The sequence below is a fragment of the Streptomyces sp. ISL-1 genome (assembly GCF_018614585.1).
In the GTDB taxonomy this organism is placed as follows: Bacteria; Actinomycetota; Actinomycetes; order Streptomycetales; family Streptomycetaceae; genus Streptomyces; species Streptomyces maoxianensis.
Map to the genome: position 1 here is coordinate 320475 of NZ_JAGGOI010000004.1, position 21695 is coordinate 342169.

Here is a 21695-nt window from a genome sequence, read left to right on the forward strand (position 1 = left end):
GTTGAGCACGGAGCGCATCTGGTCCGTACTTCAGGGCGACAGACCCGCGTCTGACCCGCGACGGAACCGCATCGGACGCAGCACGGCAACGGGGCAAGAAGACGAATCGAGGACGCCATGAGTTTGCAGCAGCGGCACCAGGACGTGGCCGCCTATGCGCTGGGCGTCCTGGAGCCCGCGGACGCGTTCCGGTTCGAGGAGCATCTGGCCGACTGTGTGATGTGCACCGTACAGCTCTCCGACTTCACCTCGGCCGCGGCGTCCCTGGCCGAACTCGCCGGACCCGACCGCGTCGAGGTCCGCCCCAGCCGGCGGCTGCTCGACCGGATGACCGACGAGGTCGCCGTGGTGCGGCGACGCAGCCGCAGGCGCCGGCTGAAGCTGGTCGCGGCGGCCGCCGCGCTTGTCGTCGCCCTGCCTGCCGCGGCGGTGGCACTCCGGGACGCCGGGAGCCGCAGCCCCGCCGTTCAGCAGATCGTGGCGAAGGATGCCACGACGGGCGTCTCGGCGACCGCCGCGACGCAGGACCGGGTCTGGGGCACGGCGGTCGCGCTGCGTCTGTCGGGTCTCAAAGGGCCTGGCGCCTGCCGTCTTGTCGCCATCGGCAAGGACGGCATCGAACACCCGGTCCTCACCTGGGCGGTGCCGGCCGGCGGCTACGGGATACCGGGCTCCCCGGGGCACGAGCAGCCGCTGGACATCGAGGGGGGTACGGACCTGCCGAGCGGCGAGATCGGCCGGTGGGAGGTTCGTACCCTCGGCGGGCAGCCTCTGGTCTCCCTCAAGGGGTGACACGGGGCTGCAGATCCCGCGCTACTTCAGCAGCCGGGAGAGTCTGCGGTCGGCGAGCGGCTTGCCCCCTGTCTGGCAGGTGGGGCAGTACTGCAGTGAGGAGTCGCTGAAGGAGACCTCGCGGATGGTGTCGCCGCAGACGGGGCACGGCTGACCGGTGCGGCCGTGGACGCGCAGGCCGCTCTTCTTCTCGGCCTTGAGCCGGCCGGCGGCGAGGCCGCGCGAGCGCTCGACGGCGTCACGCAGCGTGGAGCGCAGCGCCTCGTACAGGTCGGTGATTTCGTTCTCGTCGATGTTCCGCACGGGCTTGAAGGGCGACATCTTCGCGGCATGCAGGATCTCGTCGCTGTACGCGTTGCCGATGCCGGCGATCAGGCCCTGGTCGCGCAGCGCGCCTTTGATCTGCCGCCGTTCCCCGGCGAGCAGCGCCGCGAAGGCGTCCCGGTCGAAGCCGTCGGCGAGCGGATCGGGGCCCAGACGGGCGACGCCGGGCACCTCGGCCGGGTCACGTACGAGATGGACGGCGAGGCGCTTGGTGGTTCCCGCTTCGGTGAGGTCGAAGCCGCCGCCCGAGGCGAGAACGGTACGCAGGGCGAGCGGGCCTTTGCCGGGGCGTGGCGGCGCGGCCGGGAACTCGTCCTTCCACTGGAGCCAGCCCGCGCGGGCGAGATGGGTGACCAGATGGAGTCCGCCGACGCTGATGTCGAGCCACTTCCCGTGCCGGTCCACGGCGGTGACCTCGGCGCCCTCGACGGCGGTCAGCGGGGGGTCGTACGTTTTCAGAACGCTGATCGCCAGCGGCAGGACGCGGACGATCTCCTGACCCACCAGGTGGGTGCCGAGGAACTCTCTCAACGCTTCGACTTCGGGCAGCTCCGGCATGCATCCAGGGTGCCAAAGTGGCGGGGCGGGCGCAGGTTCACCGGGATTCGCCGTGCGGGGGAAGTCCGTACCGAGCCGCAGAAGGCTCTCCTCGACGCTGCGGCGTATGCCCTCCGCGCTGAAGTCCCATACCCGGCGGTGGTCGGCGGGGACGGCGAAGCCGTTTGCGAGGTCGTCGCCGCCGGGTGGGCAGGGTTCGAGCAGCCGCCCGGCCTTGGTGGAGAGGGTGCAGGCGTCGCGGGGGCGGGTGCGCAGGGCCTCTCCCAGTCTGCGTTCGGACAGGCGAGCCCGTAGTGCGGCGCGGTGTCGAAGGTCCGGATGCCCGCGTCCCAGGCGGCGTCGACCGCCGCCGCGGCGACGGCGGGGTCACGGGGGTGTAGAGATTGCCGATTCCGGCGGCTCGAAGGAGAGTTCGGTGATCTCGACCGCGCTGCGTCCGAGCGTGCTCCGTCGCATCCCGCTGCTGCCCCTCCCTGTTGGCGTTCACCGATCACGACGAATATTCATCGGATCACTGCGGGGCGTCAACACCCTTGAAGGGGCTAGGTCTTGCGCCGGCCCGCCGAGCTGTCCGATCTATCGGGCCGGGATGTCGAGCGAGGCATCTCGAGTCAGGTCGAGGAGTTCTACGAGCTCCTCCCCCAGATTCCGCGCCAGCCGGTCGAGGTCGGGCAGGGCCTTGGCGTCGGCGACCAGGCCGACATGCACGCGCCCGTCATAGGTGGACATGGCGATCGCCAGGGACTGCCCTCGGGCGAGCGGCGCCATCGGATAGACCTCGCGCAGCGGGCAACCGCCCAGCGACAGGGCCGAGCGCGGCAGCGGCACGCTGGTCACCAGGACGTCGAAGAGCATCCGCGCCGCACCGCCCGCCAGGGGTGCGCCGAACCGGTGTGCCAGCGGTGGCAGTTGATCGGCGAGCACGGCCAGCGCCCCCGCGCCGCGCGACGGCCCTGCCGCCTTGTTGCGGTTCATGGCGGTGCGTACGGCGTCGAGCCGTGAGCGCGGATCGGGGTCGGAGACCGGAAGTTCCAGCAGATACGCGGAGAACTTGTTGCCCGAGCCGGGCGGACTGCCGGGCCTGCGCTGGGAGACGGGCACCAGGGCACGCGGGTCGGCGGCAGGCAGCTTCTCGCCGCGCTCGTCCAGCCAGCGCCGCAGCCCGCCCGCGACGACGGCGAGAAGCACATCGTTGGCGGTGCCGCCCACCGCCCTTCGTACGCGCTGCACGTCTTCCAGGTCGAGTACGGCGGTGCCGAGCCGCCGTGTGCCGCTCGAACCGGCCGTCAGTGCGGTCATGCCGCGGGGGTCGAGCCTGCTGGCCCGTACGACCGAGGCACCGACCCCGAGAGCCCGGCCCAACTCCTCCATCCGGCCGCGGGCGAAACCGGCCACCTGCGAGGGACCCGTGAACCAAGGTCGGGGCGGCACGGTACGCGCCCGTTTTACGCCGACCGTGCGGGCGTCGGCGATCTGGTCGAAGATGCCGGCCCCGATGGCGACCGCGCGCATGCCGTCCGCCAGTGCGTGATGCAGCTTCACCAGCACCGCGAACGGGCCGCCCGACTCACCCGTCAGGAGGTACATCTCCCACGGCGGCAGACCTCGTTCGAGGGGCCGTTCCATCAGCTCGCCGGCGATCCCGGCGGCCTCGGTGGCGAAGTCGCCGTCCGGGAGGCGGACATGGTGCACATGCCGTCGTACGTCGAAGTCCTTGGCCACGGTCCAGCGCGCGCCGCCGACGGGCAGCAGGACGTCCCTCACCCGCATCCGCAGCCGGCGGATCGCGGCGGCGCGCGTGGCGAGCAAATCGAGGACGCCGTCGCCGCTTCGCCCCCCGGGGGCGGGCGCGAAGAAGGCTAGGGCGCCGAGGTGCATCGGGTGACCGACGGACTCGAGGTGCCAGAACGCCAGGTCGAGGGGGGCAAGAAGCTCGGTGCTCAAGGGGACCTCTTGTCCTAGAAGGTGTCCTAAAGGGTGTCCTAAAAGGCCACGGAATGCGAAGTCAAACGCCTGCGGTCGGCTACGGTCAAGTACGATCACTTCACGGACAGTTAACAACAGGTTTCCATCAGTTGGGCGGTCTGTCCTGGACTATGAACTCGCACCAAACGCATTTGCCGCTGCCTCGGGACTCGACACCCCAGGCCTCCGCCAGCCGGTCCACCAGCATCAGCCCGCGTCCGGACACGCCCGACTCGCCCGCATCACGCCGGCGGGGCAGCGCACTGGACCGATCCTCGACCTCCACCCGCAGCCGCTGCTCCGGGCCCGACAGCACCCGGATGGTCACGATCGCGCCGCCGTCCGTGTGCATCAGCGCATTGGTGATCATCTCGTCGGCAGCCAGCTCGATCTCGTCCGACCGCTCGCGCGCACCCCAGGCCCGTACCGCCGCCCGGATCATGTGCCGGGCCGAACGCAGCGCCTCCGGGTCGTTCTGCGCGACATGCTGCCGCAGCCGGCCGCCCGTCTGCGGGGTGTACGCGCCCTTGCGGCGCAGCAGCAGGAGTGCCACGTCGTCGTCGCCGCCCCGCTCGTCCACCACCTCGCACAAATGGTTGGCGAGCAGCTGCAGATCGCGGGGGCCGCCGCGCACCAGCGAAGTGAGCAGCTGCATGCCGTCGTCCAGATCGGCGCCGGGCTGCTCGACCAGCCCGTCAGTATAGAGGAGCAGGGTCTGGCCGGGGTCCAACTCGACGGTGCTGACGGGGTATTCGAGCTGCCCGAACTCCGCCGAGAGCCCCAGTGGCAGCCCGCCCTCCACCGGCAGCCGTCGGCAGTTTCCGTCGACGTCCCGGATCAGCGGGTCGACATGCCCCGCCCGCACCACCTGCACCACACCGGTGGACAGATCGGCCTCCGCGTACGTGCAGGTAGCGAACCGGTCGGTGTCCAGCTCGTCGAGGAAGACGGAGGCGCGCGCCATCACGGTGGCCGGGGTGTGCCCCTCGGCCGCGTACGCGCGCAGCACGATGCGCAGCTGCCCCATCACCGCGGCCGCGTCCGTGTCATGCCCCTGTACGTCGCCGATGACCGCGCCCACCCGCCCGCCGGGCAGCGCGATGATGTCGTACCAGTCGCCTCCGATGTCCCGGCCCATGCGGGCGGAGCGGTAGCGCACCGCGATCTGCGCCCCGGGCACAATGGGGATCCGGCGCGGCAGCATCGCCTGCTGGAGGCCTTCGGCGAGATCGTGCTCCTGTTCGTAGAGCATGGCGCGCTGAAGGCTCTGGGCGATGCTGCTGCCGAGGGCGACCAGCAGATTGCGCTCCTCGGCGCTGAAACCGGTCTTGTCGCTGTACAGCAGGCCGAGCGCCCCGATGGGGCGGGCCTGGGCGATCAGCGGCAGATAGGCGGCGGAGGTGATGTGGAGCCCTTCGATGTGCGGCCACAGCAACGGATACGACTCGGCGAAGTCCTGTTCGGACTCGATGAAGCGGGGCGTGAGTGTACGTACCACCTCGCTCATCGGGTAGGCCTCGTCGACGCGCGTGAAGCGGGTGCCCGGCACGAACGAGCCTTCCGGACCCTCGGCGACCAGATGGATCCGGCCCGATTCCAGCAGCCCCATGACCAGGCTGGTCGCGCCGAAGTGCTCCAGGCCGTGCGAGTCCTTCAGTACGTCGATGACGTCCTGGACGGTCCTGGCGTGGGCGAGGGCGGCGGTGGTGCTCTCGACGACGCTGGTCTGCCGGCGGCGCTCGACGTCGACTTCGAGTCGTGCCCTGGCCTCGGCAAGCTCTTCGGTGGCGTCGCGGATGATGCCGATGATGCGCAGCGGGCGGCCCGTCTCGTCGCGGCGGACGCTGGCCTGGGTGTGCGTCCAGCGCAGGCTGCCGTCACGGCGGCGGATGCGGAAATACACCCCGTAGTGGTCGCTGCCCTTCTTGAGCGCCTGCGCCACCAGTGTGTCCAGCCGGGCGGCCTCGTCCGGCGGCACCCGGGAGGCCAGGCTCTCCGGGCGGCCGTCGTACTCGCCGGGGCGCAGATCGAACACCTCGTGAGCGGGCCGGTCCAAGTGCATCAGCCCGCTGACCAGGTCCCAGTCGAAGCTGCCCATGCGGTTGAGGGTCAGGCTCTGATCCGGGTCGGCCGGCCAGTCGTCGGGAAGCGACAGGGCACCCGCTGCCCGATCAACCATGGGGCCACTCTGCCATCATTTGTCGGATTCTTCGACCGGTTCGGACGGTGTGCTCAGCCCTGGAAGGTGTCCGGCGACACCGGCTCCACGCTGGGGGTGAGCAGGTCCGGCTGGGACGGGGTACCGCCGTCCTCGGGGGGCATATCGGGGTTCGGCGGCGGGGGCGGTGCCTCGCTCGGGGTGTCCACCGGCGGCTCCACGGGTGGGGCCACGGGCGGGTTCACGGGCGGGCTGACGGGCGCCTGGGGTGTCGTCGGGGTGAGGCTGCCGTCGCTCGGCATGCCGGAGTCAGCCGGAGGCGGCGTCACCGGCGGATAGGTGAAGACGTCGTCAGGGGCCACGGGCGGGAGCACATCGGGCCGCTTGTCCAGCTCGCCGTCGGTCCCGGCCTGCCGCTCGATCCAGGTGTTGGTGACGATGTTGACGATGACGAAATTGTTGATGACCTGGGTGGTCGGCTTGATGACGACGACCCGGTCCGACTGGTAGCCCGCCCAGGACTGGCCGTTGTGGACCAAGGTCCCGTTGACGGCGACCGGCGGCTTCAGCGGACTTCCGCTGGCACACCGGACCCGCGGCGTCCCGAACTCGTCCACCAGCACGGCGGTCCCGGCCTGCAGCAGGGCCTGGTAGCTGGTGGCGGAGCCGTCGCGGAAGCCGTGGCTGGTCACGCGGGTGTCGGCGCGCAGCACGAGCGGCGTCAGTGCGCGCAGATAGTCCGGGACCTTCGACCGGGAGACGCCGGCGGACTTGGCGAAGGCGCGCTTCCTGGCCTGGTCGGCGACGAGGAGGCTCACCTGCCTTTCGGCGTCGCAGCTGCCCAGCGACTGCGTGCCGCCGTACAGGCCGGGCGTCGAGCCGGAGACGGTGCGCAGCGTCTGGCCCCCGGCGGGCCTGCTCGGCACGGTGGACGGGTCGGCCGGCGCGGGCCCGACATCGATCCTGGCCGTGGAGGCGGTGTACGGGTCCGGGCCCCTGGCCGCGGCGGGCTGGAGGAAGACTTCGTTCGGGTCGGTGGCCGCCGTCCTGCTGTTGCCGCCGCATCCGGCGACCAGGAGCGTGCACGACAGCGCCGCGGACAGCCCGGCGACCGCGGCGTACCGACGGCGAATGGGTGGACGCACGAAAGTCTCCCGCCTCTTCCCAATTGGTGCCTCTAAGTACTGCCGGATTCCTGTCACGCCCGCGACTTGAACGCGTTCAAGTAAGCGCATAGTCTCAACCCGCAGGGAATTGAACACGTTCAAGCCTGGGTGGGGTGCGCGATGTCCGTGCTGGTCAGCCTGATCGTGATGCTCGGCATGCTGGTGATCGTGCCCGCGGGACTCCGCCTCATCGACGCCGCCGGGCTCGCGGCCATTCGGCGGACATGGCCGCTGTTCGCGGTCCCGGGAGCCGTCGCCCTCTGGCTGCCGCGATCGGCCACGGCGACCGGGCTCGCGGCCGTGTACGCGCTCGGCACGCTGGTCCTCGCCGCGCAGGCCCCACGCAGGCTCGCCCGCACCCGATCGCTCGCACCCGCGGAGATCGCGGTGCTCACGGCCCTGGTGACCCCGTCGGTAGCCGGTGTGGCACTCGTCGCGGAACGCTCCGGGCAGGAGCTCTTCGGCTTCAGCCTGCCGATCCTGGCGCTGACCGTGCCGCACTTCCACTTCGCCGGGTTCGCGGCCGCGCTGGTGGCGGGCCTGGTCTGCCGCACGTCAGCCGGTCCCACCGGGCGCTTCGCGGCGCTGAGCGTTCCACTCGGCACCCTTCTGGTCCTGGCCGGCTACTTCCTGGACGACTGGGCGGAACTGCTCGGTGCACTCGTACTGACCGCGGGCATGTGGGCCGTCGCGCTGCTGACCTGGCGCGACATCCGGACCGGCGACCGCGGCGGGTTCACCCGCGACCCGCTCCCCCGCGACCGGTTCACCCGCGGCCTGCTGGCCGTCTCGGCCGCGGTGCTTGTGGTGACGATGCTGCTCGCCCTGAGCTGGGCGCTCGGCGAAGCCACCGGTCTGCCCCACCCCACCCTGACCTGGATGGCCGCCACCCACGGCCTGGGCAACGCCCTCGGCTTCGCACTCTGCTCGGTGCTGGCCCGGCAACGACTCAAGGAGACGGCCCCATGAATCCCGTACCCGCCCTCAACTATCCCGAGACCGGCGCCACCCGGGTCGGCCCGCTGCCCGACGGCTACCACCATCTCCACCACACAGCCAGGATCGGCCGGGGCCGCGCCGTCTTCGAGGCGGCGGGCGCGGCGGTCACCAGCTGGCGGATGCACCGCGGGTCGGGCGCCCAGCTGCGCGCCACGGCGGCGCGAGCGGAGCCCGGCGCCCGGGTCGAGGTCTCGCTCGGCGTCGGCCGGCTGCGGTTCACCGCGCCGTGCGAGGTGATCTGGACGGCGTACGAGAAGGACCGGACGGGATTCGCGTACGGCACTTTGGCCGGGCATCCCGAGCGCGGCGAGGAGTCGTTCATCGTCGACATCCGCGACGACGGCTCGGTGTGGTTCACGGTCACGGCCTTCAGCCGTCCGGCGAGCTGGTACACCCGGCTCGCCGGTCCGCTCGTACCCGTGGTGCAGAAGTGGTACGCCAAGCGGCTCGGCCGTACGGTGCGACGGCTTGCCGCGGCCGATACTGGACGTGATGGAGTGGTTCAGCGACCCTGACTACTGGCTCGGCCGGCTGGTCTTCCAGCGGGCTCTGGCCGCCGTGTATCTGTTCGCCTTTCTCACCGCCGCCCTGCAGTTCCGGGCGCTGATCGGCGAGCGGGGCATGCTGCCGGTGCCCGCGTTCGTACGCCGGGCGCCGATGCGCCGTGCGCCGAGCCTGTTCCAACTGCGCTACTCCGACCGCCTGTTCGCCCTCTGCGCCTGGGCCGGCGCTCTGCTCTCGGCGGCGCTGGTGGCGGGCGCGGCCGACCATATCCCGCTCGCGGCCGCGATGGCGTGGTGGGCCGCGCTGTGGGTGCTGTATCTGTCGATCGTCAATGTCGGCCAGACGTGGTACGGCTTCGGCTGGGAGTCACTGCTCCTGGAGACGGGTTTTCTCGCGATCTTCCTCGGCAATGACCGCACGGCCCCGCCGGTGCTGGTGCTGTGGCTGCTTCGCTGGGTGCTGTTCCGGGTGGAGTTCGGCGCGGGGCTGATCAAGCTGCGGGGCGACGAGTGCTGGCGCAAACTGACCTGTCTGGACTTCCACCACGAGACCCAGCCGATGCCGGGACCGCTGAGCTGGTTCTTCCACCATCTGCCCAAACCCCTCCACCGGGTCGAGGTGGCGGCAAACCATGTGACCCAGCTCGTCCTCCCCGTCCTGCTGTTCACACCTCAGCCGGTAGCCGGCGCGGCGGCGGGCGTGATCGTGCTGACCCAGCTGTGGCTGGTGGTGTCCGGCAACTTCGCCTGGCTGAACTGGCTGACCATCGTGCTCGCCCTCTCCGCCGTGGACGGCTCGCTGTTCGCGGATCCGCCCGCGCTGCCCGCGCCCCCGCTCTGGCACGAGGTCGTGGTGATCGCCGTCACCGCCCTGATCGTCGGCCTCAGTTACCGTCCGGCGCGCAATCTCTTCTCGCGGCGGCAGCAGATGAACCGGTCCTACGATCCGCTCCATCTGGTCAACGCGTACGGCGCGTTCGGCTCCGTCGGGCGGGTGCGGCACGAAGTGGTGGTCGAGGGCACCGAAGAAATGGTCCTGCATCCGGGCACGGTATGGCAGGAGTACGAATTCAAGGGCAAACCGGGTGATGTGCGCAGAATGCCCCGCCAGTTCGCGCCGTACCATCTGCGGCTCGACTGGCTGATGTGGTTCGCCGCGCTCTCCCCCGCCTACGCGGCCCCCTGGTTCGGTCCGTTCGTGGAGCGGCTGCTGGACGGTGACCGGGACACGCTGCGGCTGCTGCGCCGCAATCCGTTCCCCCACGCCCCGCCCGCGTACGTCCGCGCCAGGCTGTACCGCTACCGGTACACGACCTGGCGCGAACTGCGGGCCACCGGCGCCTGGTGGCACCGGACCTATGTGCGCGAGTTCCTCAGGCCGACCAGGCTACGTTGAGCACCCGGACGCGCTCATGTGCTCAGGAGTCGTGAAGTCGTGCGGGCGGATCCCCGAATGGTTGTTGACGGTCACCGCGATGGGCGCGGCCCGGTTCTCGGCCCCCGAACGCCCCGTACCCCCCGCCCGTGCGGCAGGGGGTACGGGGCGAAGCGATCCGCTCAGTCGATGCCGGGCAGGATGTGCGGCTCGGCCAGGTCGTCCTCGTAGCCGGCCAGCCTGATCGGGGCCGAACGGGCCCAGACTTCCAGACTGCCGAGTTCGTCGGGCCGGGCGACCCGCTCGCCGCCGCGTTCCGGCGGTCGCTTCTCGTGCTTCTTCACATCTGATGTCACCGCGCACTCCTCTGTGTCGCGTAACTGGGACAAGGGCAGTTCGGTCGCGGTGGCGCCGGTATTCGGGCGGGACCGCAGCCTGGTTGCAGACCTGTCCCAGGACGGCCAAGGGGGTTTCGTGGGCCCTTTGGTGGCGTCCGTTCACCCAAGAGTAACCAAATGAGCAGAGCTCCGCTCGATGGGGCCTGTAAACCTCTGGTAAACCGACTTAATTCCGGCCAACGATCTTTCCCTGTGCGGTGCTTCATGGGATCGTGCGCGGATGATTTCCTGGCCCGCGCAAAACTGCCTCGAAGGCAGGACAGCCCTGGTGACAGGGGCTTCCCGTGGCATCGGCTTCGCCATCGCCGGAGCACTGGCCGGTGCGGGGGCCGGTGTGGTGGTCACCGCCCGGGACCCGGATGGAGTAACAGCGGCCGTTGCCCAGCTGCGGGACGCGGGAGCGCGGGCGGCGGGCTGCGCCGGGAGCGTGGCCGACCCTGCCCATCTCGATCGCTGCACCGCCCTCGCCGTGCGGGAGTTCGGGCGGCTCGACATCCTGGTCAACAACGCCGCCACGAACGCACCCTACGGTCCGCTGATGGAGGCCGATCCCGACCAGTGGCGGCAGGCGTTCGCGGTGAATGTGGAGGCGGCGCTGCGGCTGGTGCAACTCGCCTGGCGGGCCTGGATGCGTGAGCACGGCGGCGCGGTGGTCAACATCTGCACCGAGGGAACGCACGGAGTGGGCCCGCGGGTGGGTGCGTACGGCACGAGCAAGGCGGCGCTGCGGCATCTCACACAGCAGCTCGCCGGCGAACTCGCCCCGGCGGTACGGGTGAACGCGGTCTCACCGGGTCTCGTTCGCACCGAGATGGCGCGCTTCGTGTGGGAGGGCGCCGAGCGGCGGATCGCCGAGGGGATGCCGCTGGGACGGATCGGCGAGCCCGACGATGTGGCGCGGGCGGTGCTGTGGCTGGTCTCGGACGAGTCCGCGTGGGTGACCGGGGCCGATCTGCTGGTGGACGGCGGTACGAGGGTGCGCGCGGCGGCGGGCACGGGCTCGTACGCCGTCCATGACCAGCTGCGGGCTACCAGTTCGCCGGAGCGTAGTCCTTGAGGAAGCAGCCGTAGAGGTCCTCGCCGTCCTCGCCGCGCACGATCGGGTCGTAGACGCGTGCGGCGCCGTCGACCAGGTCGAGCGGGGCGTGGAAACCCTCGTCGGCAAGGCGCATCTTGTCGGGGTGCGGGCGCTCGTCGGTGATCCAGCCGGTGTCGACGGCGGTCATCAAAATGCCGTCGGACTCGAACATCTCCTGGGCGCTGGTGCGGGTGAGCATGTTCAGCGCGGCCTTGGCCATGTTGGTGTGCGGATGGCCCGCGCCCTTGTAGCCGCGGCTGAAGACGCCCTCCATGGCGGAGACGTTCACCACGTAGGTGCGCTTGGCCTCGGCGGCGGCCATGGCCGGGCGCAGCCGGCTGATCAGGATGAACGGCGCGGTGGAGTTGCACAGCTGCACTTCGAGCAGCTCGACCGGTTCGACCTCGGAAACGGTCTGGATCCAGCTGTTGGTGTCGTGCAGATCGGGGACCAGGCCACCGGCGTCGATCGCGGTGCCCGCCGCGATGCGCTCCAGGGACGCCGAGCCGGAGACCAGCGCGAGGCCGGTGACGTCCTGGGCGGTGAGGCCCTCGCCGGCGGCGGACGGCAGGGCTGCGACGGAAACCACGGCGCCGCTGCCGAAGGTGCCGATGACCTGGGCGGGCGGCAGCTCGCCCACGGGCAGCGGGGCGGACTCGGCGGCGACCAGTTCGCTGTACGCCTGCGGGGAGCGGCGTACGGTCTGCGCGGCGTTGTTGATCAGGATGTCCAGCGGGCCCTCGGCTGCCACCGAGTCGGCGAGGGCGACGACCTGCGCCGGGTCGCGCAGATCGATGCCGACGATCTTGAGCCGGTGGATCCACTCGTCACTGTCCGGCATCGCCTTGAAGCGGCGGATCGCGTCGCTGGGGAAGCGGGTGGTGATCGTGGTGTGGGCGCCGTCACGCAGCAGTCGCAGCGCGATGTACATGCCGATCTTCGCCCGGCCGCCGGTGAGCAGGGCGCGCTTGCCGGTCAGGTCCGTGCGGGCGTCACGGCGGGCCCGGTTCTCGGCGGCGCACTCCTGGCAGAGCTGGTGGTAGAAGGCGTCGACCTCGATATAGCGGGTCTTGCAGATGTAGCAGGACCGGGGGCGCTGGAGTATCCCCGCGATCTCGCCGATGACGGACGAGGACGGCAGCAAGCCCTCCGTCTCGTCGTCGATGCGCTCGGCGGAGCCCGTGGCGGTGGCCTCGGTGACCGTCTTGTCGTGCGCGGTCTTGGCGGCCCGGCGCTCCTGGCGGCGGCGCTGCTTCACGGTGCGGTAGATGCCGGCGGTGGCGCGCCGTACCTTGATCGCGTCGGGGTGGTCGACGTCCAGCTTGTCGAGTTCGTCGAGCACGCCGAGGCAGACGGCCAGGCGCTCCGGGTCGATGCCCGGGCCGTACACCGGGCTGTCCTCTGTCACCGTCATTGCCTTAATCGTTCCTCGATCACTCGTGCGCTTGGGGTTCTCAAAAGCGCAACTTTACTGAGCAAAAGGGTGACGACAAAATCCCGGAACCGGGGGCTTGGGTCCAAGCCCCCGGCTCTCCCACCCGGGCCTCACGCAAACAGGCCGGTCAGCCATGTCCGCCAGGCGTCCTCGTTCCTCGCCGGGTCCGCGCCACCGGCGAAGTCGTGCACGCTGACGCCGACCGGCGCACCGAAGTGGTTACGGCCGAAGATCCGGTACATCGCCTCGTCGGTGCGCAGCCCGATGAAGTACTGGTTGCGGTAGTCCAGGACCGCGTCCACCGGTCCGGCGCCCGGCACTTCGACCCGTACCGTCGCGCCCTGGACCGCGTCGTCCGGCAGCCCGAGTCCGCGGCTGACGACTTCGAGGCCGCCGGGAGCGTTGGAGGCGACGGGGGCATCCAGCGTCGCGAACGTGGCCGCCCGCCCGCTGAAGTGCTTGAGGTACTGCCGCAGGGTGTGCATATAGAAGTCGGTGTGCTTGTTCGCGCCGTCATACTGGTTGTCCCAGTCCTCGATGAGGATGCCGCTGTGCACATAGCGCACCCATGAGCCGCCGCCCTCGCGCGGCTCGATGACATGGTCGAGCTGGTTGAAGGTCTGCTGGGACACGCCCTCCGCGTCCTCGGTGCGGCCGGTGAGGCGGTGCGGCGGGTCCCATGCGGTGACGGTGCCGCCGTAGGGGGCCGCTCCGCCCTCCTTGGGTTCGTACTCCATGGGCCACAGCCAGCCCGCCGTGCCGGTGGTGATCGCGTCCCAGACCTGCTCGGGGCTCGCGTCGACCTCGAACTCGCGGACGATCTCGAATTCCTTGGACATGGTGACTCCTGATACTCAGGCGCACTGCGGCGCGTAGACGATGTGCTGGATGCCCGAACCGAAACTCGTGGCCCGCCACAGGAAATCGGTGACGACCGGCTTCCTCATGACGCCTCCTCGATGGCGGGCGGGGATGACGACTCCTCGATGGCGGGCGGGGTTTTCACGGTTGGGTGGAGGGCGACGACGATGCGGTGGTCGCGGCCACCGGCGGCGTTCTCGTCGTGGTATTTGGCGATCAGGGCCCCGATGCCCGAGGTCAGCTCCGCCACGAACGCGGCCCGGTCGGCGGCGGAGGCAAAACGCACCTCGCCGTCGAGCGCGTAGGTCGCGAGGCCCTTGCGGGCCTTGGCGGCGCCCGTGATCAGGGTGCCGACATCGCGGACCAGCCGCGCGGCGACGGCGAGCAGCCAGCGCGCGGAGAGCTGGTCGCGGAAGCGGGCCGGGTCGGGTTGCACCGCGGCCAGCGCGAGCGGGGAGATGACGTACGAGGCCGCGGTGGCCCGCATCAGCCGCTCGGTGACATTGCCCTTCCTGCGCTCGCCGGCCAGCTCGACCAGACCGTGCCGCTCCAGCGCCTTGAGGTGGTAGTTCACCTTCTGGCGGGGAAGCCCGACCCGGCCGGCCAGCATGGCGGCCGACGCCGGTCCGCCGGCGAGCTCGGCGAGCAGCCTGGAGCGCATGGGGTCCAGCGAGACGGCGGCAGCCGCCGAGTCCTCGATCACGGTCACGTCCAACATGTCTCCACCGTCTCACCGACAACTTATTTTGTCCAGACTCATTTCATTGTCGGAGAGCGTAACTGGCCGAATCCTGTGAGAAACCCTGCGGAATTCCCTTTGGTCCAGACCCTTCACGGCCCCCTCGCACCCAGGGGCCGCTTCCCGCTTCCCCGACCTGCACATCCGGCGCCGACGTGCGGCGGAGGAGGCACCCAACAGGCCGTCAGAGACGGTGATCGGCGCGGCGCCCCGCAAGAGGCATGCATACGTTTTGCGCCAGGTTTCACAAAGCCCACACAGGTTCCCCAAATTACGCCCCACTATGTGATCCGACAGAGAGCGGGACAGGCGGGGCGTTCTGACGCGCCGACGAACCGCTGGGGGGCAAGGGCATGCCGGATCTGGGTCCGGCATGCCCTTCCGGGGAGGAACAACACATGAGGCGCAGCGTCCGTACGGCTGCCTTGTCCACCACGAGCGCACTTCTGCTCGCACTCGCCGCACCGGCTGCCCAAGGCGCAGCGACACCGGCACCACGTATCGATCTGAGAGTCCTGGTGGTGGACGACGGAGGCCCGGCCACCGCCGCCATCACCGACGAACTCGACGGCTCGGGAACGCCGTACACCCTGCTCGATCTGCGTAAGGCGGACCGTCCCGTGATCGACGCGGGCTTCCTCGCCGACACCGTGGCCGGGCGTCCGCGCGCCAAGTACCAGGCCGTGGTGCTGCCCAACGACAACCCCTTCGGGGCCGACTCGGCGGAGATGGCCGCGCTCGCCTCGTACGAGAAGAGCTTCGCGATCCCACAGGTCGACGCGTACACCTACGCGCGCCCCGAAGTGGGCCTGGACTACCCCGTCCACGGCGGCTACAGCGGCTCGCTCGACGGCGCGCGGGCCGAGGTGACGGCCGCCGGCAAGGCCGGCCCCTTCGGCTATCTCGACGGGTCCGTTCCCTTCGAGGACAACTCGCCCTCCGTGGGCGAGAGTTACGCGCATGTTGCCAAGCCGGCCGCGGGCGCCGACTTCACCACCTATGTGGACGCGCCGCTCCCAGGCTCGCAAGAGCGCGGATCGATCGTCGGCGAGTACCGCCACGACGGCCGCAGCGAGCTCGTCGTCACCTTTGTCTACAACCAGCACCAGCAGCAGTTCAGACTGCTCGCCCGCGGCATCGTGAACTGGCTGACGCAGGGCGTCCAGATCGGCGCGGCCCGCAACTACTTCGCCGTCCATGTCGACGATGTCTTCGGCGCCGACGACCGCTGGGACAGCGTCCTCAACTGCACCCCCGGCGACGTGGACTGCGCGCCGGGACAGGGCGAGCCGGACCCGATCCGGATGACGTCCGCCGACGCGCAGTACACGGCGCAGTGGTCCGCCTCCAAGGGCTTCACCCTCGACATGGTCTACAACGGCGGAGGCAGCGAGCTGTTCAAGGAGGAGTCCGGCGGCAGCGATCCGCTCGCGCAGCAGCTGACCGCCGACAAGGACGCCTACCGATGGGTCAACCACACCTACAACCACCCCTTCCTCGGCTGCGTCCAGGACGTCACCGTCGTTCCCTGGGTGTGCGCCAAGAACGCGGACGGGAGCACGAAGTACGTCAGCCGCTCCGTCATCTCCGCCCAGATCGCGGACAACCGCTCGTGGGCCCAGCGGGCCGGACTCCCCCTGCGCAACGACGAGTTGGTCACCGGTGAGCACTCCGGGCTGCGGATCCTGCCGCAGCAGCCGGACGACAATCCGAACCTCGCCCCCGCCCTCGCCGACAACGCCGTCGCCTGGCTCGGCTCCGACAACTCGCGCGACCGCGCCCAGCGCCGGGTCGGCCCCGCCCTGACCGTGCCCCGCTACCCGATGAACGTCTTCTACAACGCGGGCCGCACCGCCGAGCAGATCGACGAGTACAACTGGATCTACACCCGCGCGGCGGACGGCGGCAGCGGCATCTGCGAGACGGCCGCCAACTCCACCTGCCTGCCGGAGCCGTTGGACACCACGACCGGGTACACGGACTACGTGGTGCCGCTCGAGGCCCGCATCGGACTGGGCCACGCCCTGGCCAACGACCCCCGGCCGCACTTCATCCACCAGTCCAACCTGGCCGAGGACCGCATCGCGTACCCCGTGCTGAACCGCGTCCTCGACGACTACGCGGCGCTGTACGCGGAGAGCACCCCGCTGGTGAATCTGCGCCAGCGCGACATCGGCGCCGAACTGCGCGACCGGGCCGCCTGGAACACCGCCGTCAAGGCGGGCCGGGTGACCGCCTACCGCATCGGTGACACCGTCACCGTGCAGGCCCCCGGCGGCGTCCGGGTCACCGCGACCATGCCGGCCGGCACCCGGCAGAACCTGCTCCTCGGCACCACCGGCTTCGGCAGCGCGTACGCCGGTGCGGTCTCCGGATGGGTCGGCCCGGGGCTGCTCCAGGACCGGGTCACGCTCACCCTGCCCGCCGCGGCGCCGACCGCGGCCGGCTCGGCAATCGCAGCGCCGGTCCAGGAGTCCGCACCGAAGCTGCCGCTGCCCGCGGGCGTGCGCCAGCGAGTCCCGTACGGCGTGACCGGCTGACACCTCGGCACGCGCGGTCCCGGGCCCAAAGCTCCCCCGGGACCGCGCGATCGACGCGCCGCTGACCGTTCTCGGGGCGAGGCGCCCCCTTCCTTTCTCGTACCCAGGGGATCAGTTCCACATGGCCGAATCCTTGTACGCGCCGCGATCCGGCGCGCCTTTGGTCACCCTCCTCACCGAAGGCACCTACCCGCACAGCCATGGCGGCGTGAGCGTGTGGTGCGACCAACTCGTGGGCGCGATGCCGGACTTCGACTTCCGCGTCATCGCGGTGACCGGCACCGGCCGGGAGGCCGTTGCCTGGGAGCTGCCCGCCCATGTCGCCGAGCCCGTGAGCGTCCCCATGTGGGGGCCCGACCCGGCCGGGGCCGCGCCGCGCGGACGCCGGCTGCGGCAGCTGATCGGGACGTACGAAAGGTTTCTGACCGCGCTCCTCGACCCGGCGGCCGAGTCGCACTTCGCTCCCGCGCTGTACGAACTTGCCAGGGCGGCCCGGGACGGGGTGCTGGCGCCCGTGCTGCGCACCGACCGGGCCGTGCGCACCCTGACCGGCGTCTGGAACCGCCGCGACCTGCCGGTGTACGCGGCCAGGCCCACCCTGCACGACGCGCTCACCGCCACCGATCTGCTGGAACACGCGCTGCGGCCGCTCGCGGCCGAGCCGCCTCAGCGGGGCGTCGCGCACGCGGTCAGCGGCGGCATCGCGGTCCTGCCCGGTCTGGTCGGCCGACAGCTGCACGGCGTACCGCTGCTGCTCACCGAGCACGGGGTGTATCTGCGCGAGCGCTATCTCGGCTACCGCACGGGCCCCTACCGCTGGCCGGTGAAGGCACTGCTGCTCGGCTTCTTCCGGCTGCTCGCCGAGGAGACGTACCGCGCGGCCGCGCTGATCACTCCCGGCAATCGCTACAACCGGCTGTGGGAGGAGCGCGGTGGCGCGGACCCGCAGCTCATACGCACGGTCTACAACGGCGTCGACCCGGCGGCGTTTCCGCCCGCCGGGCCCGAACCTGAGGTGCCCACGCTGAGCTGGGCGGGCCGCGTCGACCCGATAAAGGACCTTCAGACCCTGATCCGGGCCTTCGCGCTCGTACGGAAGGAGCTGCCGGACGCGCGACTGCGGCTCTTCGGCGGCACCCCGCGCGGCGGCGAGGCATACCGGGAGCGCTGCGAGGCGCTCGCCGCCGAGCTCGGGCACGCGGATGCCGTCACCTTCGAGGGGCGGGTCGACGACATACGGGACGCGTACGCGGCCGGCAATGTCGTGATGCTGTCCAGCATCAGCGAGGGCTTCCCGTTCACGCTGATAGAGGCCATGTCCTGTGGGCGCGCCACCGTTTCCACGGATGTCGGCGGGGTGCGCGAGGCCGTCGGCGACAGCGGTCTCGTGGTGCCGCCGCGGGAGCCGGAGGCGATGGCACGCGCCGCGCTCGAGCTGCTGCGTGATCCGCGGCGGCGGGCCGCGATGGGCGAGGCGGCGCGGCTGCGGGTGATCGAGCAGTTCACGCTCCGGCAGACCGTCGACACCTTCCGCTCGATCTATCTCGAACTCGCCCTCGGCGCCCATGAGTCGGTTGCCCCGGCATGGCCTGCGGAGGTCCTCGCATGAGCGGCCCGTTACGCCTGCTGCCGGGCGACGGCGACGCCCTGCCCGACATACCCGGGCCACGCGCCCGGACCCGCTCCCGGCCCAGTTGGGCCGAGGACCCGATCGACGAGCTCGCCGAGCGGCTGGTCGAACAGGTCGCGACCGCCGTCCATCCCTACGAGGTGGCCGCGCTGCTGGAGTCGGACGGCCTGACGGGTGAGCAGATCACCAAACGCTACGCCCGTCCGGACCTCTTCACGCTCGCCGAGGACCTGTACGCCCGCGTGCCGCGCCTCTACCCGGAGCCGCCGCCCGCGCCCGACCCCTGGCGACCCGACCATCTGCGCTGTGCGCTGCGCGGTCTGGTCTTCGCCCTGCCGGGCCTCGCCTATGTGCTGGGGGCCGGGTTGTGGCACGGTACGGCGGACGTGTCCGGGCTCATCGCCTCCGCGCTCGCGGCCTGGGCATGGAACCAGGCGCTCAGCCATCGGGCGTATCTGCGGATCGCGGCCGAGGGGAAGGCCGCAGCCGGGCGGACCCTTCGCCTGGGCGCGCCCGCCGGTGCGCTGGGGGCGGCAGTCACCGGGCTGGTCGTGTCGGGTCCCGGTACCGGCGCGGCCTTCGCCGCCGGTCAGTCCTGCTACCTCGCGGCGGCAAGCGTCCTGCTGGTCCTCGGCCGCGAACGGGCCCTGCTGCTCACCCTGTTGCCCGTGACCGCGGGTGCGGGAGCCGTGCTGGTGTGGCCGCCTCCGCCACCGCTCGCACTCGGGCTGCTGCTGGCGACGGTGACGCTCGCGGTCCTGGCCGCCGCTCACGCCGTGCGCAACGCCGTGCGATCGGGGCCCATGGCCGCGGGGGCAACCCCCGCACTGCCGCGCTCGCTTCCGTACGGGCTGTTCGGTCTCGCCGCGGGCGTGCTCGCGGCGCTGGCCGGGTCGCACGACCCGCGCTCGGTCGTCGTCCTCACGCTCAGCATGGGCTTCGCCGAGTGGCTGCTGTACCGCTACCGCTCGCTCGCGCTGGCCGCGCTGCGGGCGAGCACCACCAGTCGCGGCTTCACGCTGCGCTCCGGACGGGCCCTTGCGTACTGCCTCGGCGCGTATCTGGCAGTGCTCGGCATCGGCTCTCTGGTCGCGGGGACCGGGCCCGCTCCGCTGCTCGGCCTCGGTGCCGTGCTGTGGACCGCGCTGCTGCTGCAGGCGTTCTCGCAGGCCTGGACGCCGGCCGCGGTCACGCTCGCCGCCGCGGCCCTCGAAGCCGCGGCCCACTTCGCCGGGCTGTCGTCCGGGCCCGCCCAAGTCATCTGTCGCACCGCGGCGGCGGCCGCCCTGGTCGCCGCGGCCTGCCGAATGCTCGGCCGGCCCACCGCACACCGCTGACCGCATCCCACCTCAACGCACCGACCGCTCAGTACTCACTACCGACCACGACAACAGGAGCAACCGCCGTGACATCCAACGCGCTTGTCGCCGTCACCGGAGCCGAGGGCTTCATCGGATCGCATCTGACCGAGACCCTCGTCGCCGCCGGCTACCGGGTCCGCGCCATGGCCCAGTACAACTCATTCTCCTCATACGGATGGCTGGAAACGCTCTCCCCCGACACCCTCGACCAGGTCGAGATCGTCCTCGGCGACGTCCGTGACGCCGGCTCCGTGCACGATCTCGCCGAGGGCGCCGAGGCCGTCTACCACCTCGCCGCGCTGATCGCGATCCCGTACTCCTACCGGGCCCCGCACAGCTACGTGGACACCAATGTCACCGGCACCCTCAATGTGCTGGAGGTGGTGCGCAAGCTGGGGATCCCGCGGCTGGTGCACACCTCGACCAGCGAGACGTACGGCACCGCGCAGACGGTGCCGATCACCGAGGACCACCCCATCAACACCCAGTCCCCGTACGCCGCGTCGAAGGCCGGCGGGGACCGGCTCGCCGACAGCTACCACGCCAGCTTCGGCACTCCGGTCGTCACCCTGCGCCCGTTCAATACCTTCGGGCCGCGCCAGTCGATGCGGGCGGTCATCCCGACCGTCATCGGCCAGGTCGCGGCGGGCGAACAGGTCATCACCCTCGGGGATCTGCGCCCCACCCGCGACTTCCTGTACGTGAAGGACACCGCCCGCGCCTTCCTCGCCGTCGGCACGGCGCCCGCCGAAGCCGTCGTCGGCCGCACCTTCAACGCGGGTACCGGCGGTGAGATCTCGGTGGGCGAACTCAGCTGGCTGATCGGCAAGTTGATGGACACGGACCTCGATGTACGTGAGGACGAGGAGCGCGTCCGGCCGGCGGCTTCGGAGGTGATGCGGCTGGTCGCCGACGCGACGCGGCTGCGCGACGCCACCGGCTGGCAGCCCGGACACGACCTGGAGCAAGGGCTGCTGCGCACCATCGAGTTCTTCCGGAATCCGGCGAATCTCGCCCGGTACAAAACCGGCATCTACAACATCTGAGCCTCATCCGAGCCACGTCTGAACCACTGGACCTGACAGGGGAGTCCCCATGCACGCAGTGATACTCGCAGGAGGCAAGGGCGTCCGGCTGCGGCCGTACACCACCGCTCTGCCCAAACCGCTGGTGCCGATCGGCGACCAGCACGCGATCCTGGAGATCGTGCTGCGCCAGCTGGCCGCCGCCGGCTTCGTCAGCTGCACCATCGCGATCGGCCATCTCGGCCACATCATCCGCGCCTACGTCGGCAACGGCTCGCAGTGGGGGCTGCGCGTCGGCTACTCCACCGAGGAGAGTCCGCTCGGCACCATGGGTCCGCTGCTCACCATGATGGACCGGCTGCCCGACGACTTCCTCGTGATGAACGGGGACATCCTCACCGATCTCGACTACGGGGACGTCCTCAAGCAGCACCAGACTTCCGGTGCGCCGCTCACTGTCGCCACATACGCGCGCAAGGTCTCCATCGACTTCGGGGTCCTCACCACCGAGTCCGGCCGGGTCGTCGACTTCGCCGAGAAGCCGAGCATGGACTACCGCGTCTCCATGGGTGTGTACGGACTCACCCGCGAGACGCTCGCCCACTACACGCCCGGTCTCCCGCTCGGTTTCGACGAGTTGGTGCTCGACCTGCTCAAGGAGCAGAACCCGCCGCACACCTACGAGTTCGACGGCTACTGGCTCGACATCGGCCGGCCCGACGACTACGACCGGGCGAACGCGGAGTTCACCACGCACCGCGGCCTGCTGCTCAAGGGAGCGTGACGGT

18 protein-coding genes are annotated in these 21695 nt (G+C 70.7%); 10 read left to right on the forward strand and 8 right to left on the reverse strand.

Features of this window, described 5'->3' with window-relative positions; translation table 11 throughout:
• Positions 1-117: 117 nt before the first annotated feature.
• Positions 118-792 (forward strand): zf-HC2 domain-containing protein, encoded by a 675-nt coding sequence (locus J7E87_RS03440; RefSeq protein ID WP_215089682.1) that lies wholly within the window; start codon positions 118-120, stop codon positions 790-792.
• A 21-nt stretch (positions 793-813) separates the two neighbouring features.
• Here the strand turns inward: J7E87_RS03440 and J7E87_RS03445 are convergent, their stop codons facing one another.
• The 4 genes from J7E87_RS03445 to J7E87_RS03460 all read right to left on the reverse strand — a co-directional run bounded on the left by J7E87_RS03445 (position 814) and on the right by J7E87_RS03460 (position 6942).
• A complete protein-coding gene (locus J7E87_RS03445) occupies positions 814-1674 on the reverse strand; it encodes an Fpg/Nei family DNA glycosylase (protein ID WP_215089684.1) in 861 nt (286 codons plus the stop codon).
• Between the two features lie 576 nt (positions 1675-2250).
• Complete coding sequence (locus J7E87_RS03450) at positions 2251-3618, reverse strand: wax ester/triacylglycerol synthase family O-acyltransferase (protein ID WP_215089686.1); 1368 nt, start codon at positions 3616-3618, stop codon at positions 2251-2253.
• 127 nt (positions 3619-3745) lie between these two features.
• Positions 3746-5818: a SpoIIE family protein phosphatase gene (locus tag J7E87_RS03455; protein ID WP_215089688.1), complete on the reverse strand. Its 2073-nt coding sequence runs from the start codon at positions 5816-5818 to the stop codon at positions 3746-3748.
• 53 nt (positions 5819-5871) lie between these two features.
• Positions 5872-6942: a DUF6777 domain-containing protein gene (locus J7E87_RS03460; RefSeq protein WP_215089690.1), complete on the reverse strand. Its 1071-nt coding sequence runs from the start codon at positions 6940-6942 to the stop codon at positions 5872-5874.
• 141 nt (positions 6943-7083) lie between these two features.
• Between J7E87_RS03460 and J7E87_RS03465 the strand changes: the two genes are divergently transcribed.
• Genes J7E87_RS03465 through J7E87_RS03475 form a run of 3 tightly spaced genes read left to right on the forward strand, consistent with a single transcriptional unit; the run spans position 7084 to position 9861 of the window.
• Positions 7084-7932 (forward strand): YndJ family protein, encoded by an 849-nt coding sequence (locus tag J7E87_RS03465; RefSeq protein ID WP_215089692.1) that lies wholly within the window; start codon positions 7084-7086, stop codon positions 7930-7932.
• Positions 7929-8477: a DUF1990 family protein gene (locus tag J7E87_RS03470; RefSeq protein ID WP_215089694.1), complete on the forward strand. Its 549-nt coding sequence runs from the start codon at positions 7929-7931 to the stop codon at positions 8475-8477. Before J7E87_RS03465 ends, J7E87_RS03470 begins: the two co-directional genes overlap by 4 nt.
• The gene (locus J7E87_RS03475) at positions 8455-9861 is read left to right on the forward strand and encodes a lipase maturation factor family protein (RefSeq protein WP_215089696.1); all 1407 of its coding nucleotides are present in this window, start codon (positions 8455-8457) and stop codon (positions 9859-9861) included. The genes J7E87_RS03470 and J7E87_RS03475 overlap by 23 nt, the downstream gene beginning before the upstream one ends.
• A gap of 161 nt (positions 9862-10022) precedes the next feature.
• Here the strand turns inward: J7E87_RS03475 and J7E87_RS03480 are convergent, their stop codons facing one another.
• Positions 10023-10196, reverse strand: coding sequence for a hypothetical protein (locus J7E87_RS03480; protein WP_215089698.1), 174 nt, complete (start codon positions 10194-10196; stop codon positions 10023-10025).
• Between the two features lie 262 nt (positions 10197-10458).
• On the opposite strand from J7E87_RS03480, the gene J7E87_RS03485 reads away from it, so the two are divergent.
• Positions 10459-11295 carry an SDR family oxidoreductase gene (locus J7E87_RS03485; RefSeq protein WP_215089700.1) on the forward strand — a complete coding sequence of 279 codons (837 nt, stop codon included), beginning with the start codon at positions 10459-10461 and terminating at the stop codon, positions 11293-11295.
• On the opposite strand, the gene J7E87_RS03490 is transcribed toward J7E87_RS03485, so the two are convergent.
• From J7E87_RS03490 to J7E87_RS03500, 3 genes are all read right to left on the reverse strand, one after another.
• On the reverse strand, positions 11267-12730 hold the full coding sequence (locus tag J7E87_RS03490) for an SDR family NAD(P)-dependent oxidoreductase (RefSeq protein WP_215089702.1): 1464 nt from the start codon (positions 12728-12730) through the stop codon (positions 11267-11269). The genes J7E87_RS03485 and J7E87_RS03490 overlap by 29 nt on opposite strands.
• Positions 12731-12861: 131 nt before the next feature.
• A complete protein-coding gene (locus tag J7E87_RS03495) occupies positions 12862-13590 on the reverse strand; it encodes an SRPBCC domain-containing protein (protein WP_215089704.1) in 729 nt (242 codons plus the stop codon).
• Positions 13591-13694: 104 nt separating this feature from the next.
• Positions 13695-14330 (reverse strand): helix-turn-helix domain-containing protein, encoded by a 636-nt coding sequence (locus J7E87_RS03500; RefSeq protein WP_215089706.1) that lies wholly within the window; start codon positions 14328-14330, stop codon positions 13695-13697.
• A gap of 419 nt (positions 14331-14749) precedes the next feature.
• Here J7E87_RS03500 and J7E87_RS03505 point away from each other — a divergent pair, with 419 nt between their 5' ends.
• The 5 genes from J7E87_RS03505 to J7E87_RS03525 all read left to right on the forward strand — a co-directional run bounded on the left by J7E87_RS03505 (position 14750) and on the right by J7E87_RS03525 (position 21691).
• Entirely contained in the window at positions 14750-16891 is a 2142-nt protein-coding gene (locus tag J7E87_RS03505) for a hypothetical protein (RefSeq protein WP_215089708.1), read from the forward strand.
• A 121-nt stretch (positions 16892-17012) separates the two neighbouring features.
• Positions 17013-18500 (forward strand): GT4 family glycosyltransferase PelF, encoded by a 1488-nt coding sequence (gene pelF, locus J7E87_RS03510; protein ID WP_215089710.1) that lies wholly within the window; start codon positions 17013-17015, stop codon positions 18498-18500.
• A complete protein-coding gene (locus J7E87_RS03515; RefSeq protein WP_251016870.1) occupies positions 18497-19858 on the forward strand; it encodes a hypothetical protein in 1362 nt (453 codons plus the stop codon). Before pelF ends, J7E87_RS03515 begins: the two co-directional genes overlap by 4 nt.
• Before the next feature lie 68 nt (positions 19859-19926).
• The gene (locus J7E87_RS03520) at positions 19927-20928 is read left to right on the forward strand and encodes an SDR family NAD(P)-dependent oxidoreductase (RefSeq protein ID WP_215089714.1); all 1002 of its coding nucleotides are present in this window, start codon (positions 19927-19929) and stop codon (positions 20926-20928) included.
• A gap of 49 nt (positions 20929-20977) precedes the next feature.
• A complete protein-coding gene (locus tag J7E87_RS03525; RefSeq protein WP_215089716.1) occupies positions 20978-21691 on the forward strand; it encodes a sugar phosphate nucleotidyltransferase in 714 nt (237 codons plus the stop codon).
• Positions 21692-21695: the final 4 nt, after the last annotated feature.

Bases quoted from the DNA above. Each gene is read 5' to 3' on its own strand.
- J7E87_RS03485 (WP_215089700.1), top strand. From the start codon at position 10,459: ATGATTTCCTGGCCCGCGCAAAACTGCCTCGAAGGCAGGACAGCCCTG.
- J7E87_RS03440 (WP_215089682.1), top strand. From the start codon at position 118: ATGAGTTTGCAGCAGCGGCACCAGGACGTGGCCGCCTATGCGCTGGGC.
- J7E87_RS03475 (WP_215089696.1), top strand. From the start codon at position 8,455: ATGGAGTGGTTCAGCGACCCTGACTACTGGCTCGGCCGGCTGGTCTTC.
- J7E87_RS03495 (WP_215089704.1), bottom strand. From the start codon at position 13,590: ATGTCCAAGGAATTCGAGATCGTCCGCGAGTTCGAGGTCGACGCGAGC.
- J7E87_RS03445 (WP_215089684.1), bottom strand. From the start codon at position 1,674: ATGCCGGAGCTGCCCGAAGTCGAAGCGTTGAGAGAGTTCCTCGGCACC.
- J7E87_RS03525 (WP_215089716.1), top strand. From the start codon at position 20,978: ATGCACGCAGTGATACTCGCAGGAGGCAAGGGCGTCCGGCTGCGGCCG.
- J7E87_RS03505 (WP_215089708.1), top strand. From the start codon at position 14,750: ATGAGGCGCAGCGTCCGTACGGCTGCCTTGTCCACCACGAGCGCACTT.
- J7E87_RS03515 (WP_251016870.1), top strand. From the start codon at position 18,497: ATGAGCGGCCCGTTACGCCTGCTGCCGGGCGACGGCGACGCCCTGCCC.
- J7E87_RS03500 (WP_215089706.1), bottom strand. From the start codon at position 14,330: ATGTTGGACGTGACCGTGATCGAGGACTCGGCGGCTGCCGCCGTCTCG.
- J7E87_RS03470 (WP_215089694.1), top strand. From the start codon at position 7,929: ATGAATCCCGTACCCGCCCTCAACTATCCCGAGACCGGCGCCACCCGG.
- J7E87_RS03490 (WP_215089702.1), bottom strand. From the start codon at position 12,730: ATGACGGTGACAGAGGACAGCCCGGTGTACGGCCCGGGCATCGACCCG.
- pelF (WP_215089710.1), top strand. From the start codon at position 17,013: ATGGCCGAATCCTTGTACGCGCCGCGATCCGGCGCGCCTTTGGTCACC.
- J7E87_RS03465 (WP_215089692.1), top strand. From the start codon at position 7,084: ATGTCCGTGCTGGTCAGCCTGATCGTGATGCTCGGCATGCTGGTGATC.
- J7E87_RS03455 (WP_215089688.1), bottom strand. From the start codon at position 5,818: ATGGTTGATCGGGCAGCGGGTGCCCTGTCGCTTCCCGACGACTGGCCG.